The sequence below is a fragment of the Streptomyces sp. NPDC051582 genome, assembly GCF_040681715.1.
Classification (GTDB): domain Bacteria; phylum Actinomycetota; class Actinomycetes; order Streptomycetales; family Streptomycetaceae; genus Streptomyces.
In genome coordinates, this window is record NZ_JBFAZJ010000003.1 from 249,832 (window position 1) to 264,695 (window position 14,864).

17 protein-coding genes and 2 riboswitches are annotated in these 14,864 nt (G+C 72.0%); of the genes, 12 read left to right on the forward strand and 5 right to left on the reverse strand.

Translation table 11 applies throughout. The features are described from left to right. Nucleotides 1–33 precede the first annotated feature (33 nt). From AB0M92_RS06705 to AB0M92_RS06720, 4 genes are all read right to left on the reverse strand, one after another. Nucleotides 34–1,026: an ABC transporter permease gene (locus AB0M92_RS06705; protein ID WP_366100990.1), complete on the reverse strand. Its 993-nt coding sequence runs from the start codon at nt 1,024–1,026 to the stop codon at nt 34–36. Between the two features lie 493 nt (nt 1,027–1,519). Beyond that, nucleotides 1,520–2,260 (reverse strand): enhanced serine sensitivity protein SseB C-terminal domain-containing protein, encoded by a 741-nt coding sequence (locus AB0M92_RS06710; protein WP_048474737.1) that lies wholly within the window; start codon nt 2,258–2,260, stop codon nt 1,520–1,522. Between the two features lie 56 nt (nt 2,261–2,316). Beyond that, nucleotides 2,317–3,054, reverse strand: coding sequence for an enhanced serine sensitivity protein SseB (locus tag AB0M92_RS06715; protein ID WP_366100991.1), 738 nt, complete (start codon nt 3,052–3,054; stop codon nt 2,317–2,319). Between the two features lie 106 nt (nt 3,055–3,160). Beyond that, nucleotides 3,161–3,784, reverse strand: coding sequence for an AAA family ATPase (locus AB0M92_RS06720; RefSeq protein ID WP_366101161.1), 624 nt, complete (start codon nt 3,782–3,784; stop codon nt 3,161–3,163). 289 nt (nt 3,785–4,073) lie between these two features. After that, nucleotides 4,074–4,177, forward strand: a riboswitch (glycine riboswitch). A 184-nt stretch (nt 4,178–4,361) separates the two neighbouring features. Between AB0M92_RS06720 and gcvT the strand changes: the two genes are divergently transcribed. The 7 genes from gcvT to AB0M92_RS06755 all read left to right on the forward strand — a co-directional run bounded on the left by gcvT (nt 4,362) and on the right by AB0M92_RS06755 (nt 11,013). Next, on the forward strand, nt 4,362–5,477 hold the full coding sequence (gene gcvT / locus AB0M92_RS06725) for a glycine cleavage system aminomethyltransferase GcvT (RefSeq protein WP_366100992.1): 1,116 nt from the start codon (nt 4,362–4,364) through the stop codon (nt 5,475–5,477). A gap of 80 nt (nt 5,478–5,557) precedes the next feature. Next, nucleotides 5,558–5,941, forward strand: coding sequence for a glycine cleavage system protein GcvH (gene gcvH, locus AB0M92_RS06730; RefSeq protein ID WP_366100993.1), 384 nt, complete (start codon nt 5,558–5,560; stop codon nt 5,939–5,941). A gap of 16 nt (nt 5,942–5,957) precedes the next feature. Then, nucleotides 5,958–7,214 carry a serine hydroxymethyltransferase gene (gene glyA / locus AB0M92_RS06735; RefSeq protein ID WP_366100994.1) on the forward strand — a complete coding sequence of 419 codons (1,257 nt, stop codon included), beginning with the start codon at nt 5,958–5,960 and terminating at the stop codon, nt 7,212–7,214. 601 nt (nt 7,215–7,815) lie between these two features. Further along, nucleotides 7,816–9,198: an L-serine ammonia-lyase gene (locus tag AB0M92_RS06740; RefSeq protein ID WP_366100995.1), complete on the forward strand. Its 1,383-nt coding sequence runs from the start codon at nt 7,816–7,818 to the stop codon at nt 9,196–9,198. Nucleotides 9,199–9,449: 251 nt separating this feature from the next. Beyond that, a complete protein-coding gene (locus tag AB0M92_RS06745; protein ID WP_366100996.1) occupies nt 9,450–9,755 on the forward strand; it encodes a hypothetical protein in 306 nt (101 codons plus the stop codon). Nucleotides 9,756–9,986: 231 nt separating this feature from the next. Next, complete coding sequence (locus tag AB0M92_RS06750) at nt 9,987–10,394, forward strand: SsgA family sporulation/cell division regulator (RefSeq protein WP_366100997.1); 408 nt, start codon at nt 9,987–9,989, stop codon at nt 10,392–10,394. Between the two features lie 118 nt (nt 10,395–10,512). Next, on the forward strand, nt 10,513–11,013 hold the full coding sequence (locus AB0M92_RS06755; RefSeq protein ID WP_366100998.1) for a hypothetical protein: 501 nt from the start codon (nt 10,513–10,515) through the stop codon (nt 11,011–11,013). Nucleotides 11,014–11,030: 17 nt separating this feature from the next. Here AB0M92_RS06755 and AB0M92_RS06760 read toward each other — a convergent pair whose 3' ends face one another. After that, complete coding sequence (locus AB0M92_RS06760) at nt 11,031–11,744, reverse strand: flavodoxin family protein (protein WP_366100999.1); 714 nt, start codon at nt 11,742–11,744, stop codon at nt 11,031–11,033. 113 nt (nt 11,745–11,857) lie between these two features. Further along, a riboswitch (cobalamin riboswitch) is annotated at nt 11,858–12,053 on the forward strand. Between the two features lie 28 nt (nt 12,054–12,081). Between AB0M92_RS06760 and AB0M92_RS06765 the strand changes: the two genes are divergently transcribed. The 5 genes from AB0M92_RS06765 to AB0M92_RS06785 are packed head-to-tail and all read left to right on the forward strand — an operon-like array spanning nt 12,082 to nt 14,862. Further along, a complete protein-coding gene (locus tag AB0M92_RS06765) occupies nt 12,082–12,774 on the forward strand; it encodes an energy-coupling factor ABC transporter permease (protein ID WP_366101000.1) in 693 nt (230 codons plus the stop codon). Between the two features lie 5 nt (nt 12,775–12,779). Continuing rightward, nucleotides 12,780–13,124, forward strand: coding sequence for an energy-coupling factor ABC transporter substrate-binding protein (locus AB0M92_RS06770; RefSeq protein ID WP_366101001.1), 345 nt, complete (start codon nt 12,780–12,782; stop codon nt 13,122–13,124). A gap of 3 nt (nt 13,125–13,127) precedes the next feature. Then, nucleotides 13,128–13,877 (forward strand): cobalt ECF transporter T component CbiQ, encoded by a 750-nt coding sequence (cbiQ, locus tag AB0M92_RS06775; RefSeq protein ID WP_366101002.1) that lies wholly within the window; start codon nt 13,128–13,130, stop codon nt 13,875–13,877. After that, a complete protein-coding gene (locus tag AB0M92_RS06780; RefSeq protein WP_366101003.1) occupies nt 13,874–14,695 on the forward strand; it encodes an ATP-binding cassette domain-containing protein in 822 nt (273 codons plus the stop codon). The genes cbiQ and AB0M92_RS06780 overlap by 4 nt, the downstream gene beginning before the upstream one ends. A gap of 17 nt (nt 14,696–14,712) precedes the next feature. Beyond that, on the forward strand, nt 14,713–14,862 hold the full coding sequence (locus AB0M92_RS06785; protein ID WP_366101004.1) for a hypothetical protein: 150 nt from the start codon (nt 14,713–14,715) through the stop codon (nt 14,860–14,862). The last annotated feature ends 2 nt before the right edge of the window (nt 14,863–14,864 follow it).

Sequence of the window (14,864 nt, forward strand, 5' to 3'; positions counted from 1 at the left end):
AACCTCCATTGGTGGGTGAATCGTTGAAGCTGTTCAGCTGCCCTTGGGGTCGAGTGCGTCGCGCAGCCCGTCCCCGAAGAGGTTGAACGCCAGGACGGTGATGAAGATCGTGATACCGGGGACCACCATGTAGGCGGGGTCGTCCTGGTAGATGGGGATGGCGTCGGAGAGCATCTTTCCCCAGGAGGCGGTGGGCGGCTTGACGCCGGCGCCCAGGAAGCTGAGGGCCGCCTCCGTCAGGATGTTGGTCGGGATGAGCAGCGTCGAGTAGACGAGGATCGGCGCGACCAGGTTGGGCAGCAGCTCCTTGATGAGGATGTAGCCGCGCCCGGCGCCGAGGCTGCGCGCGGCCTCGACGTACTCGCGCTCCCGCAGGGAGATCGTCTGGCCGCGGACGATGCGCCCGATGTACGGCCAGCCGAAGAAGCCGATCACGACGATCAGCACGCCCATCCGGACGCCCGAACCCGAGAACCCCCAGAGGGAGTTGGGGACGACGGAGACCAGGGCGATGGTGAACAGCAGCTGCGGGAAGGCGAGCAGCAGGTCCATGATGCGGCTGATGACGCCGTCGACCCAGCCGCCTATGAACCCGGCGAGTGCGCCGAGGAGGCTGCCTATCGTGACCGACACGAAGGCCGACAGGAAGGCGACGACCAGCGAGATGCGGGCGCCGTAGACGATCCGGCTGAACACGTCGCGCCCGTTGGTGGGTTCGACGCCGAGCAGGAAGTCGGAGCTCATGCCGCCGAAGGAGCCGATCGGTGTGCCGAGGTCCGGGTCGATCAGGTCCTCGTGGAACTCGTTGGGCGGGTGGCCCAGCAGGCTCACGATCTGCGGCGCGAAGACCGCCACCAGGATCAGGAAGATCACGACCACGCCGCCGGTCAGCGCGACCTTGTCGCGCTTGAGCCGCATCCAGGCGATGCGGCCGGGCGAGCGGCCTTCGATGGCCTTGGCTGGGACGTCGGCTACGGACACGGGAGCGGGTGATTCCGCGCTCGTGTCATGCAGTGGTGCCGTCATCGTGGTGGGGACCCCTCTCGGCCGACGGGTTGCCGGCCCATGCCCGCCGCTGTGGCGGCGTTGGTGCGGAGTGGCGCTCGGAGTGCGTGGTGATACGCAGGACGCGTGTGAGGTGCAGGAATTGCGGGAAGTGCCGTGCAAAGCCACAAGCAAAAAATCATTTGCCGAACCGGGCCTGGAAGGACTGACCGGCTCTTGGGTGGGGAGTCTTCATCGGCGCTGCGATCAGCCGCCAGACCCGCAGATGAATGGATGCGCAACCGTGATGTGAGGGTCGGGTTCCCGTTATCCGGACTTCGCTCTCGCCTGAGCGGATCAAGCCCGTCCGTTCGGTACGCAATCGGACATGGCGCCCAACTCGCGGTAGGACCATGCGTTTTGGGCCCACAAGGGCGGCGAAATCCGGACAAGTCGAAGGCCGCGGGGAACGATCGTTCCCCGCGGCCTTCGGTTGGGTCGATACGGTCGTCCCGGTCCGTGGACCGGGGCCGGCTCAGTACGCCGGAGCCTGGCCCTCGCGGTCGTAGAAGGGGCGGGTCTGGGCGCGCAGCCACATCGCGACGGGGTCGTGCTCGTCCGCCAGCGCCACCGTGCACACCGGCACGCCCTCGGGCACCGCGCCGACCGACTGGCGCATCATCTCCCGTACGGATTCCAGCGCGGGCGCGGAGGCGTCGTACAGGTCGAGCCCGACCGCGAGGTACGGGGAGCCCAGCGAGGGCTGCACCCAGGCGCGGCGCAGCGAGCGCACGGCGGGGGTGCGGTGCGCGTGCTGGGTCAGCAGCCCGTAGAACTGCGGGAGCTCCAGGGCGGGCTCGGAGAGCCGCAGCGGGCCGGCCGGCATCCGGTCGAGGCCGGTGGCGATGCGGCGCAGGTCGGCCCAGGGGATGCCGAGGCCGCCGCCCTGGGCGTGCGGGTTGAGCCACAGGCCCCAGCGGTCCGGGTAGAGGGCGCGGGCGATGTCCCGGCCGGTGACCACCTCGTAGCCCCGGCTCCAGCCGCTGGCGGCCAGCTCCTGGGGGGAGGTCACGCAGGGCGCGTACCCGAGGCCCTCGACCTCCATGCCGCCGTACTGGGCGTCCGGGGAGCCCGGCTGCCCCTGCCAGAGCAGCATCCACAGCCGGCCCTCGGCGAGGGCGTGCAGAAGCGACTCGTAGCTCTCGAAGCGCCCGGGCGTCACCTGGCGCATCATGTGCTCGACCTGCCCGGCCGCGGCCGTGCCTGACGCACTCACCCGGTACCCCTCTTCGTCCGCCCGTCCACCCGTATCGGCACCCAGCTTAAGCGGCGCTACGCGAGGTAGAAGGGGCGTACGCGCTCGGCGATGAAGTCGACCACCGGGTCCTGCGCGGCGTCGAGGAGGATCAACTGCACGGGCCAGGGCGGCGCGACGCGGGCCAGGGCCCGGCCGAGGGCGTCCATCGGGGCGTTCCGCATCCCGGGCTCCCATCCCAGCAGCCGGACACCGATGTAGAGCTCCGGCGCCCCGCCCTCGACGCTGGCCAGGCAGCGGTGGGCGGCCGCGACCACGCCGCAGGCGCGGAACTCCTCGGCCGCGGCGGTCAGGAAGTCCACCGGGTCCTCCTGCCAGTCGGGCTCGTAGAGCCGGACGCGGCCGCCGGTGGCGGGGCCGTCGAGCGGGGTCCGGCCGGTGCGGCAGAGTTCCGCCACGGCGGGCGGGGGCAGCGGCACGCCGACGGCGCCCTCGGGGTTCACGGCGATGCCCAGCTGCGGGGGCAGGCCGCGGGCGAACTCGACGGCGGGGGCCACGGCGAAGTCCATGGCGGGGCCGGCGCAGGCCCGGAACTGGGCCTCGGAGCTGTACACGGGCACGTACGGGGCCCCGTTGATCTCCATGGTGGGCAGCGTGAGACCGCCGGCCGCGTCCGGGGCGGCGCCGCCGGGCAGCGGCACCCAGAGCCGGCTGCGCCCGAGCACCTCGACGATCCGGGCCCCGGCGTCCGCCTGCCCGAGCGCCGCTCCGAGCACCTGCTCCAGCTCGTTGTCCGGCCAGCCGCCGCCCTGCATCTACGCCTCCGCTGTGGTTGTCGCCCGTACCGTCGCCCGAGGTTAACGGCTCGGGTGGCACCGGACGGCGGGGGGCCGGGGAGGGGGCGTGGAGGGGGCGTGCCGATCAGGCAGGGTCCCGGCGGAAGGCTATGCGGGTCACCGACGCGGCCGAGCCGCGGTCCAGCAGGACCGCCGAGGTGCAGCCGGCCGGGAGGCGGCCCGATTCCGCGTCGCGCAGCAGCCGGGCCACCGCGCCCCGGTGGCGGGCGAAGGCGTACGCCGACACCCCGCGCCCGCGCGCCTCCTGCCCGGCCAGCGCCTCCTCCGGGCTGGTGTCCAGCAGGAGCAGGTGCAGCGCCCGGCCCCGCCGCCGCGCGGCCGCCGCCAGCAGGCCGCGCACCCAGCTCTGCGTTCCGCAGTCGTGGACCACCGCCGAGGCACCGGAGCGCAGGGTCCGCCAGAGCCCCCAGTAGTGGGCGAAGCGGACCAGCGGCCGGTACACCCCGTACGGCAGCGCCCTCGGCATCCGCCGCTCCCAGCGCTCGCGCACGTCCTGGGAGTCGATGCCGCCGCCCTCGGCGGCCCGCTTGATCAGCGTGCTCTTGCCGCCGCCCGGAAGGCCGGACACGACGACGATGTCCCCTTCCGCGAAGCCGAGCCACTGCGGTCCGTGCGCGCCCCGGCCGCGCAGGTCGCGTACGGGAGCGCCCTCGGCGCGCGCCCGCCGCGCCGCCGGCACCCCGCCCACGGACCCCGTCCCGGTCAACGCCAGCACTCCGAATCTCCGCACAGTGATCGCCTCCCCCATCCGGGCCCCGCGGGGGCCCCATGCCCACTGAGTGTAAAGAGACGGTAATACGGGGCCCCCGGTTCCGGTCGTGTATCCCGGCCGCGTCCCGGATGCGTCACCGGTCCGTCACCACCGGTCCGCCACCACCGGCGCACCCCTTCCGCACGTTCTTTCGGGCCCGCACGCCCGATCGCCCGGACGGCGTGCAATGATGTGCGCCATCTGGACCAACTGCATACCGGCCGCTTGAATCCGCGCGGGAGAGTCCCGGCACGCCGTGAGGCGGTGCCCGGGCGCCGAAGGAGCAAGTACCTCCCTTGAATCTCTCAGGCCCCGTACCGCGTGGATGAGGCAGATCTGAAAAGCGAGCCGCGCCGCCGTCCCCCGCGACGGCACCCGCGTGCGCTCCACCCAAGGTGCAAGTCGACGTTCCCCGGGTCCGACCGGGAACTCTCGGCGAACCTCTCAGGTTCCGATGACAGATGGGGAGGATCGTCCTCGTCATGTCATGCCCTGGGACCCGGGAGCCACACCCATGAGCACTGCCCCCCGCCTGACCGCCCTCGATGCGCTGCACCGCTCGCTCGGTGCGACCATGACCGACTTCGCGGGCTGGGACATGCCCCTGCGGTACGCCAGTGAGCGCGACGAGCACAACGCCGTCCGCACCAAGGCCGGCCTCTTCGACCTCTCCCACATGGGCGAGATCACGCTGACCGGCCCGGAGGCCGTCAAGGCCCTGGACTACGCGCTGGTGGGCAACATCTCCACCGTCGGCGTCGGCCGCGCCCGCTACACGCACATCTGCCAGGAGGACGGCGGGATCCTCGACGACCTGATCGTCTACCGCCTGGGCGAGAGCGAGTACATGGTCGTCGCGAACGCCTCCAACGCCCAGGTCGTCCTGGACGCCCTGACCGAGCGCGCCGCCGGGTTCGACACCGAGGTCCGCGACGACCGCGACGCGTACGCGCTGATCGCCGTCCAGGGCCCGGAATCCCCCGGCATCCTCGCCTCCCTCACCGACGCCGACCTCGACGGGCTGAAGTACTACGCCGGTCTGCCGGGCACGGTCGCGGGTGTACCCGCGCTGATCGCACGTACGGGCTACACCGGCGAGGACGGCTTCGAGCTGTTCGTCGCCCCCGAGCACGCCGTCCGGCTGTGGGAGGCCCTGACCAAGGCCGGCGAGGGCGTCGGCCTGGTCCCGGCCGGCCTGTCCTGCCGGGACACGCTGCGCCTGGAGGCGGGCATGCCGCTGTACGGGCACGAGCTGACCACCTCCCTCACCCCGTTCGACGCGGGGCTGGGCCGGGTCGTGAAGTTCGAGAAGGAGGGCGACTTCGTCGGCCGCGCCGCGCTGGAGGCCGCCGCCGAGCGCTCCGCCACGAAGGCGCCGCGCAAGCTGGTCGGCCTGATCGCCGAGGGCCGCCGCGTCCCGCGCGCCGGCTTCCCCGTCGTGGCCGACGGCCAGGTCATCGGCGAGGTCACCTCCGGCGCCCCGTCCCCGACGGTGGGCAAGCCGATCGCGATGGCCTACGTGGACGCGACGCACGCCGCGCCCGGCACCTCCGGCGTCGGCGTGGACATTCGCGGTACGCATGAGCCGTACGAGGTCGTGGCCCTGCCGTTCTACAAGCGGCAGAAGTAGCGCCCGTACGCCGTACCGGCCGTCTCACTCCGCAAGACCACCGTTCGTATCCACTCCCCCGCATCCAGGAGAATCAGGTCATGAGCAACCCCCAGCAGCTGCGTTACACCAAGGAGCACGAGTGGCTGTCGGACGCCGTGGACGGCGTCGCGACGGTCGGCATCACGGAGTTCGCGGCCAACGCGCTCGGTGACGTCGTCTACGCCCAGCTCCCCGCGGTCGGCGACACCGTGACCGAGGGCGAGACCTGTGGCGAGCTGGAGTCGACCAAGTCGGTCAGCGACCTGTACTCCCCCGTCTCCGGTGAGATCGTCGAGTTCAACCAGGACGTCGTGGACGACCCGGCCCTGGTGAACTCCGCCCCGTTCGCGGGTGGCTGGCTGTTCAAGGTGCGTCTCTCGGAGGAGCCGAAGGACGTGCTGACGGCCGACGAGTACGCCGCGCTCACCCACTCCGACAACTGAGTCCCAGGGGAACCTGATGTCCGTTCTGAACACCCCCCTCCACGAGCTCGACCCCGACGTCGCCGCCGCCGTCGACGCCGAGCTCGCCCGCCAGCAGTCCACCCTGGAAATGATCGCGTCGGAGAACTTCGCTCCGGTCGCGGTCATGGAGGCCCAGGGCTCGGTCCTGACCAACAAGTACGCCGAGGGTTACCCGGGCCGCCGTTACTACGGCGGCTGCGAGCACGTCGACGTGGTCGAGCAGATCGCGATCGACCGCATCAAGGAGCTCTTCGGCGCCGAGGCCGCGAACGTCCAGCCGCACTCCGGTGCGCAGGCGAACGCCGCCGCGATGTTCGCGCTGCTGAAGCCGGGCGACACGATCATGGGCCTGAACCTGGCCCACGGCGGTCACCTGACCCACGGCATGAAGATCAACTTCTCCGGCAAGCTCTACAACGTGGTCCCGTACCACGTCGGTGAGGACGGCCAGGTCGACATGGCCGAGGTCGAGCGCCTCGCCAAGGAGTCCAAGCCGCAGCTGATCGTCGCCGGCTGGTCCGCCTACCCGCGCCAGCTGGACTTCGCCGCCTTCCGCCGCATCGCGGACGAGGTCGGCGCGTACCTGATGGTCGACATGGCGCACTTCGCCGGCCTGGTGGCCGCGGGTCTGCACCCGAACCCGGTGCCGCACGCCCACGTCGTCACCACCACCACGCACAAGACCCTCGGCGGTCCGCGCGGCGGTGTCATCCTGTCGACGCAGGAGCTGGCCAAGAAGATCAACTCCGCGGTCTTCCCGGGTCAGCAGGGCGGTCCGCTGGAGCACGTGATCGCGGCCAAGGCGGTCTCCTTCAAGGTGGCGGCCTCGCCCGAGTTCAAGGAGCGCCAGGAGCGCACCCTGGAGGGCGCGAAGATCCTCGCCGCCCGCCTGGTCCAGGACGACGTCAAGGCCGTGGGTGTGGACGTCCTCACCGGCGGCACCGACGTGCACCTGGTCCTGGTCGACCTGCGCAACTCCGAGCTGGACGGCCAGCAGGCCGAGGACCGCCTCCACGAGGTCGGCATCACGGTCAACCGCAACGCGATCCCGAACGACCCGCGGCCGCCGATGGTCACCTCGGGTCTGCGGATCGGCACGCCGGCGCTGGCCACCCGCGGTTTCGACGCCGAGGCCTTCACCGAGGTCGCCGAGATCATCGCGCAGGCCCTGAAGCCCGCGTACGACGCGGAGGACCTGAAGGCGCGCGTCTCGGCGCTCGCCGCGAAGTTCCCGCTGTACCCGACGCTCTAGGCTCCACGGGTTCCAGGCGACGACGTGGAGGGGCCCGGCCCTGGTGGTGCACGGGGCCGGGCCCTTCTCATGACCGAAGGCCCCGGGCGGATGCGGTCCATCGCCCGGGCCCCGGTCGTCCCGGCCGCGGTGGTGATCCCGGACCCGACCGGGCCGGTCGCGGTGGGCGCCTTCCGCCGCACCGACCCGGACCCGCGCCGTCCCTTCCGGCTGCCGCACGCCTCGGTCCCGTCCCCGCCGACGCTCGCGTCCGCCGACTGCGCGGTCATCGCCCCGGCCCGGTGGATCGTCTTCCCTCCTCGGCGTCCAGGCCCGCTCCGCCGGGCTGCCAGGGTCCGCCCCGATCCTGGAGACGGCCCTCACGGCGGAGCCCGCCGCCGCCCCGGACGACCTCGCGGAGCGGGATCGTGACCTGATCCGCGCCTGACCGCAACCTTGCGCACCCGGTCCGGCAGACGAGCCGTTCACTTCACCGCGTTAAGCTCGTCTGTCGGACAAAATCCGAACAATCACCCCTCCCGAAGCTCCCGAACCACCCGAACCGCCGCACCGCCCCTCCTGCACCCTCCCACCCCACGAGCAGACAAGGGAGTCCGCCACCGTGGCCATCTCCGTCTTCGACCTCTTCTCCATCGGCATCGGCCCCTCCTCCTCCCACACGGTCGGCCCGATGCGCGCCGCCCGCATGTTCGTGAACCGGCTGAAGAAGGACGGCGTGCTCGCCCAGACCGCTGCGGTCCGGGCGGAGCTGTACGGGTCCCTCGGTGCGACCGGCCACGGCCACGGCACGCCCAAGGCGGTGCTGCTCGGCCTGGAGGGCCACTCCCCCCGCTCGGTGAACGTGGAGAGCGCCGACGACGAGGTGGAGCGCATCCGCAGGACGGGCCGCCTGCGCCTGCTCGGCACCGAGATAGGGAGCGCCCACGAGATCGTCTTCGACGAGCCGAGCCAGCTGATCCTGCACCGCCGCCGGTCCCTGCCGTACCACGCGAACGGCATGACGCTCTTCGCGTACGACGCAGCCGGCGCCCCGCTGCTGGAGAAGACGTACTACTCGGTCGGCGGCGGCTTCGTCGTGGACGAGGACGCGGTCGGCGAGGACCGGATCAAGCTCGACGACACGGTGCTGAAGTACCCCTTCCGCAGCGGCGACGAGATGCTGCGCATGGCCCGCGAGAGCGGTCTTTCGATCTCCGCGATGATGCTGGAGAACGAGAAGGCCTGGCGCACGGAGGAGGAGATCCGCGAGGGCCTGCTGGAGATCTGGCGGGTCATGCAGGCGTGCGTCGCGCGCGGCATGTCGCGCGAGGGCATCCTGCCGGGCGGCCTGAAGGTCCGCCGCCGGGCCGCGAACACCGCTCGCAAGCTCCGCTCCGAGGGCGACCCGCAGGCGCTGTCGATGGAGTGGATCACCCTCTACGCGATGGCCGTGAACGAGGAGAACGCGGCCGGCGGGCGGGTGGTCACCGCCCCGACGAACGGCGCCGCGGGCATCATCCCGGCGGTCCTGCACTACTACATGAACTTCGTGCCCGGCGCCGACGAGGAGGGCGTGGTCCGCTTCCTGCTGGCGGCCGGCGCGATCGGCCTGCTCTTCAAGGAGAACGCCTCGATCTCCGGCGCCGAGGTCGGCTGCCAGGGCGAGGTCGGCTCGGCCTGCTCGATGGCGGCGGGCGCCCTCGCCGAGGTCCTGGGCTGCACCCCGGAGCAGGTGGAGAACGCGGCCGAGATCGGCATGGAGCACAACCTGGGCCTCACCTGCGACCCGGTCGGCGGCCTCGTCCAGATCCCGTGCATCGAGCGCAACGGCATGGCGGCGGTCAAGGCCGTCACCGCGGCCAAGATGGCCATGCGCGGCGACGGCTCCCACAAGGTGTCCCTCGACAAGGTCATCAAGACCATGAAGGAGACCGGCGCCGACATGAAGGTCAAGTACAAGGAAACCGCCCGCGGCGGCCTGGCGGTCAACGTCATCGAGTGCTGATCCGCCGCACTTGACGCGGGAGGGGCCCGGCGCGGTGCGCCGGGCCCCTCCCGCGTTCCACAACTTGGTGAAGTCGCAGGCCAATTGAGGTTTGCACGGAGTTGATCACGCTTGAGGGCGAACCCTCCGCCGCGGGCTGGTCTCTCGAAGATCGCATGCGCCATGGTGATCACGTGACGTCGCGGCCACACCCCCGGCGGTCGGCCAACCGCCTTGGACCGCAGCCTTTTTGTGCACTGGAGGACTTCATCATGGCAAGCAACCGCAGCATCCGCGTCCTGGCGGCTGTCGCAGCGCTCCCCTGCGCCGCCCTGCTCTTCACGGGCACGGCCCAGGCCGACAACGGAGCCGGTGCGGGCGTCTCGTCCAACGCCGCCGTCGGCGAGATCCTCGGCAGCGGGGTCGCCGGCGCCAACCTCGGCAACTCCTCCACCACCCAGCAGGTCGCCACGGGCTCCGGGGCGTCCAACCAGAACAACGGCGCCCAGGCCAACGGCGCCGGCTTCACCGCCCTCGGGCAGTCCAACGGCTCCCTCGTCTTCCACCCCGTCCCGTAACGGTCCGGTGACGCGGCGGCCCGCCCTCCCCCCGGAGGGCGGGCCCCTTCGCGTTCCCGCCCCCCTTTCCGCGCCCTTCCCGGCCCCGAGCCCGCCCCTTTCCTGTGACAAATGAGGTCCAGCGGCCCCCGGGATGAGGACTTTCGGCCCGCGGGGGTAGCCGGGAGGTGGGTTAGCTTGCCCGAGAGGGCCGCCGGGCCCCCGGCCGGACACCACAGAGAGGCGCTGCGCATGGACGGAATCGAATACCGCGTCCTCCCGCTCCGGCTGGAGGCCTCCCCCGAGCCCCTGCCGGTGGACGGGGCCTTCACGTACCGCCGCGACCGGCCCTACGAGCTGGCGCTCGACTTCCGGGGCGCCGGGACGCACCTGGCGCGCTGGGTGTTCTCCCGGGACCTGCTGCTCGACGGGGAGACCTGTGTGACGGGCGAGGGGGACATCCAGGTGTGGCCGCGCTGGCAGGGCGCGGAACCGCGGGTCTTCCTCGCCTTCAGCAACGGCGCTCAGAGCTGCGTGGTGTCCGCACGGGCGAAGGACGTGCGGGCGCTGTGCCGGCAGCTGGTCGCCCTGGTGCCCCGGGGCGAGGAGCAGCGGCACTACGACCTCGACGCCGAGCTGAGCACCCTGCTGCCCCGGTAAGTTACCCGTTGGTGGGTTTTCTTCTGTTTTGAGCGGTTTTAGGTGCAACCATGAGCCTGCCGGGGAGTGTCTTCAGCAGTGACACCGGTCCCCGCCTCTGAAGAATCAGGGGGACGTCATGAACCACCTCCGCCGCCGGCAGCTCGTGGCCCTCGCCACGGGTGTGCTGCTCACCGCCGGGATCACCCTCGCCGCTCCGGCCTCGGCCGTGGTGCGGCCCACGCCGCTCGTCGTGAACGCCCGCTGGGGCGGGCACTGCACGTACGACCGCATCGTCATCGACCTGCGGGGATACGTTCCCGGGGCCACCGTCACCCGCGTCCCCCGGCTGGTCCACGACGGGTCCGGCGCGCCCGTCCCGCTGGCCGGGAAGTACTTCCTCCAGATCCGGCTGCATCCCGCCGCGGCCCACGACCGCGCGGGCGCCGGCACCTACCGCGGACCACGGTTGGTCGAGATCCACCTGCCGCAGCTGAAGGGCCTGGCCCTGACCGGCGATTTCGAGGGGTACGTGACCTTCGGCGCCGCGTTCGGCGCCAAGCCCTCCGTCAGCTCGTTCACGCTGCACGCGCCGGAACGCCTCGTGCTGGACGTCGCCCACCGCAACGTCTGCCGGTGACGGTCACGGTCACGGTCCTACCGGTGCTCGGGGTTCGGGAAGTCGAAGCGGCAGCCGGCGTCCCACTCCGAGCGCTGGTTGCCGTGCGCCGGAACGCCGCCCGCGCGCTTGAGCAGGGCGGCCAGGTGCATGAGGTTCCATGACATGAAGGTCGTGTTGCGGTTGGTGAAGTCGTTCTCGGGGCCGCCCGAGCCGGGGTCGAGGTACGAGGGCCCGGGCCCGGCCTCACCGATCCAGCCCGCGTCGGCCTGGGGCGGGATCGCGTAGCCGAGGTGCTGGAGGCTGTAGAGGATGTTCATGGCGCAGTGCTTGACGCCGTCCTCGTTGCCGGTGACGAGCGCGCCGCCGACGCGGCCGTAGAAGGCGTACTGACCGTGCTCGTTCAGGATCGAGGAGCAGGCGTAGAGCCGCTCGATGACCTGCTTCATGACGGAGCTGTTGTCACCGAGCCAGATCGGGCCGCACAGCACGAGGATGTCGGCGTCCATGATCTGGCTGTACAGGACGGGCCACTGGTCGGCTTCCCAGCCGTGCTCGGTCATGTCCGGCCAGACACCGGTGGCGATGTCGTGGTCGACGGCCCGGATGAGCGAGGTCCGCGCACCGGCCGCCTCCATGACGGCGCGGCTGCGGGCGATCAGCCCCTCGGTGTTGCTGGTTTCCGGCGAGCGCTTGAGGGTGCAGTTGACGTAGACGGCGGTCAGGTCTGAGTAGTCGTAGTCGTCGGCCACCCCGCCAGCCTGCGGGCCGCCTGCGGGGGCCGCCAGCGGGCCGCACCCGTTCGGGCACGGGGCGTGCGGACACGGGACGTTCGGACCGGATTGGTGCAGGTCCGTCCGTCCGACTAGGGTCAACGGGCCTTGGTGTACGGGAAACCGGTGGAAGACCGGTGCGGCCCTCGCCACTGTGAACGGGAAGTCCGGCTCCACTCTTTCGGGAAGCCACTGGGCGGCGCGGGAAGTTCCGCACCGCCCGGGAAGGCGGGGCCAGGGCATCAGCACCCGTGAGCCAGGAGACCGGCCGGGGCGCGTTGTCCATCCACGAGGTGCTGGAGAGGTCTCCCCACTCATGCATATAGCCGAGGGCTTCCTGCCCCCTTTGCACGCGGTCGCCTGGGGCGCCGCGTCCGCTCCGTTCGTCGTCCACGGTGTCCGCGCCCTCACCCGTGAGGTGAAGGCGAACCCGGAGAGCACGCTGCTGCTCGGGGCGTCGGGAGCATTCACTTTCGTCCTGTCCGCCCTGAAGATCCCGTCGGTGACGGGCAGCTGTTCGCACCCCACCGGGACCGGGCTCGGGGCGATCCTGTTCCGGCCGCCGATCATGGCGGTGCTCGGCACGATCACCCTGCTCTTCCAGGCGCTGCTGCTGGCACACGGCGGGCTGACCACCCTCGGCGCGAACGTGTTCTCGATGGCGATCGCCGGGCCGTGGGCGGGGTACGGGGTGTACCTGCTGCTGAAGCGCTTCGACGTGCCGCTGATGGTGACCGTCTTCTTCGGCGCGTTCTTCGCCGACCTGGTCACGTACTGCGTGACGTCCGTGCAGCTGGCGCTGGCCTTCCCGGACCCGGGCACCGGGTTCGCGGGCGCGCTCGTGAAGTTCGGCGGCATCTTCGCGGTGACCCAGATCCCGCTCGCGGTGAGCGAGGGGCTGCTGACCGTGCTCGTGATGCGGCTGCTGATGCAGTCGAGCAAGTCGGACCTGGTCCGGCTGGGCGTCGCGAAGCTCACCGGCCGCAGCGAGCAGAAGGCGGCCGCGTGATGGGCATGAGCCGGAATTCCAAGATCAACGGCCTGCTGCTGCTCCTGGTGGCGGCGCTGGCCGTACTGCCGATCGCGCTGGGCATGGGAGAGGGCAAGGAGGAGCCGTTCGCGGGCGCCGACGCGCAGGCGGAAACGGCGATCACCGAGCTCAAGCCGGACTACGAGCCGTGGTTCTCGCCGCTGTACGAACCCCCCTCCGGGGAGGTGGAGTCGGCCCTGTTCGCCCTCCAGGCGGCCCTGGGCGCGGGCGTGCTCGCCTACTACTTCGGCGTCCGCAAGGGCCGCCGTCAGGCCGCCGCGGCCGGTGCTGCCGCGGCCGCGCCGGACACCACCGCCTCGGAGTCGTAGACGGTGCTGCCGATCGACGTGGCGGCGCACGGCAGCCGGTGGCGGCGCCGGCATCCGCTGGAGAAGGCCCTGCTGGGGCTCGGGCTGACGGTCACCGCCGTGTGCCTGCCGCCCTGGCCCGGCGGCCCGCTGGTCGCCGCCGCCACGCTCGCCGTGCTGCTCGGCCCGGCCGGTGTGGCCGGGCGGCAGCTGTGGCGGGCCTTCCGGATACCGCTGGGCTTCTGCTTCACCGGCGCGCTGCCGCTGCTGGTCGCCGTCGGCGGCCCGGCCGGGTTCGTCTCGCTCGCGCCCGACGGCCCCCGGCACGCCGCCGAGCTGCTGCTGCGGACCTCGGCGGCCTCCCTGGGCGTGCTGCTGTTCGCCTTCACCACGCCCGTCTCGGACGTCCTGCCCCGGCTGGTCCGGGCCGGGGTCCCGGCGCCGGTGGTGGACGTGGCCCTCGTCATGTACCGCATCGGCTTCCTGCTGCTGGACTCGCTGACCCAGGTCCGGCGCGCCCAGGCGGCCAGGCTGGGCCAGTCCGGGCGGGCGGCGGTGTGGCGTTCGCTGGCCGGGCTCGCCGCGACCTCCTTCGTACGGGCCTTCGACCGCGCGGCGCGGCTCCAGGACGGCCTGGCCGGGCGCGGCTACGACGGCGCGCTGCGGGTCCTCGTACCCGAGGCGGCCCTGTCCTGGCGGTTCCTGGCGGCTTCGGGGTCCCTGCTGGCTGCCCTGATCACCCTGACCCTCACCCTGAAGGGGCTCTACCTGTGAACCCGTTGGTGGAACTGGCCGGCGCCGGCTACGCGTACGAGGACGGCCCGGCGGTCCTTTCCGGCGTGGACTTCGCCATCGCCGAGGGCCGGGCGCTGGTCCTGCTGGGCCGCAACGGCAGCGGCAAGACCACGCTGATGCGGCTGCTGAGCGGGGGCCTGCGGCCCGGACCGGGCTCGCTGCGCCTCGACGGGACGGCTGTCTCGTACGACCGGGCGGGGCTGACCCGCCTGCGCACGGCGGTGCAGCTGGTGGTCCAGGACCCGGACGACCAGCTGTTCGCGGCCTCGGTGGAGCAGGACGTGTCGTTCGGCCCGATGAACCTGGGTCTGGCTGCGGAGGAGGTGCGTGCCCGGGTGGACTCGGCGCTCGCCGCGCTGGACATCACGGCGCTGCGGGACCGCCCGACGCACCTGCTCTCGTACGGGCAGCGCAAGCGCGCCGCCATCGCGGGGGCGGTGGCGATGGCTCCGCGGGTGCTGATCCTGGACGAGCCGACGGCGGGCCTGGACCCGGACGGGCAGGAGCGCCTGCTCGACGTCCTGGCGGGCCTGCGCGCGGCCGGCACCACGGTGGTGATGGCCACGCACGACGTGGACCTGGCGGTCCGCTGGGCCGACGACGCGGCGGTCCTGACCCCCTCGGGCATCCGCACCGGCCCGGCGCAGACCCTGCTGTCGGACCCGGCTCTCCTGGCCGCGGCGGGTCTGCGCCAGGCCTGGTCCCCGGCGGTGACGTCCCTGCTGCGCGCCCACGCCCTCCTGGGCCCGCGGGCCCCGGGCCCGAAAACCCCTGAAGCCCTGGCCGCCTGGCAGTAGGGTCCGTCCCCCTGCGGATGTCCGAGGCGACGAGCGAACCCATGTCCCCGCGGTGGGACGGCGACGACCGCGCCTTCTCGCTGACCGGGCATCCCCGGCTGATCGACGTCACCACGGGGGGTGTCCTGGCGGAGCGGACCGGGGTCCTCGACCTCCCGCGTCCCTAGGA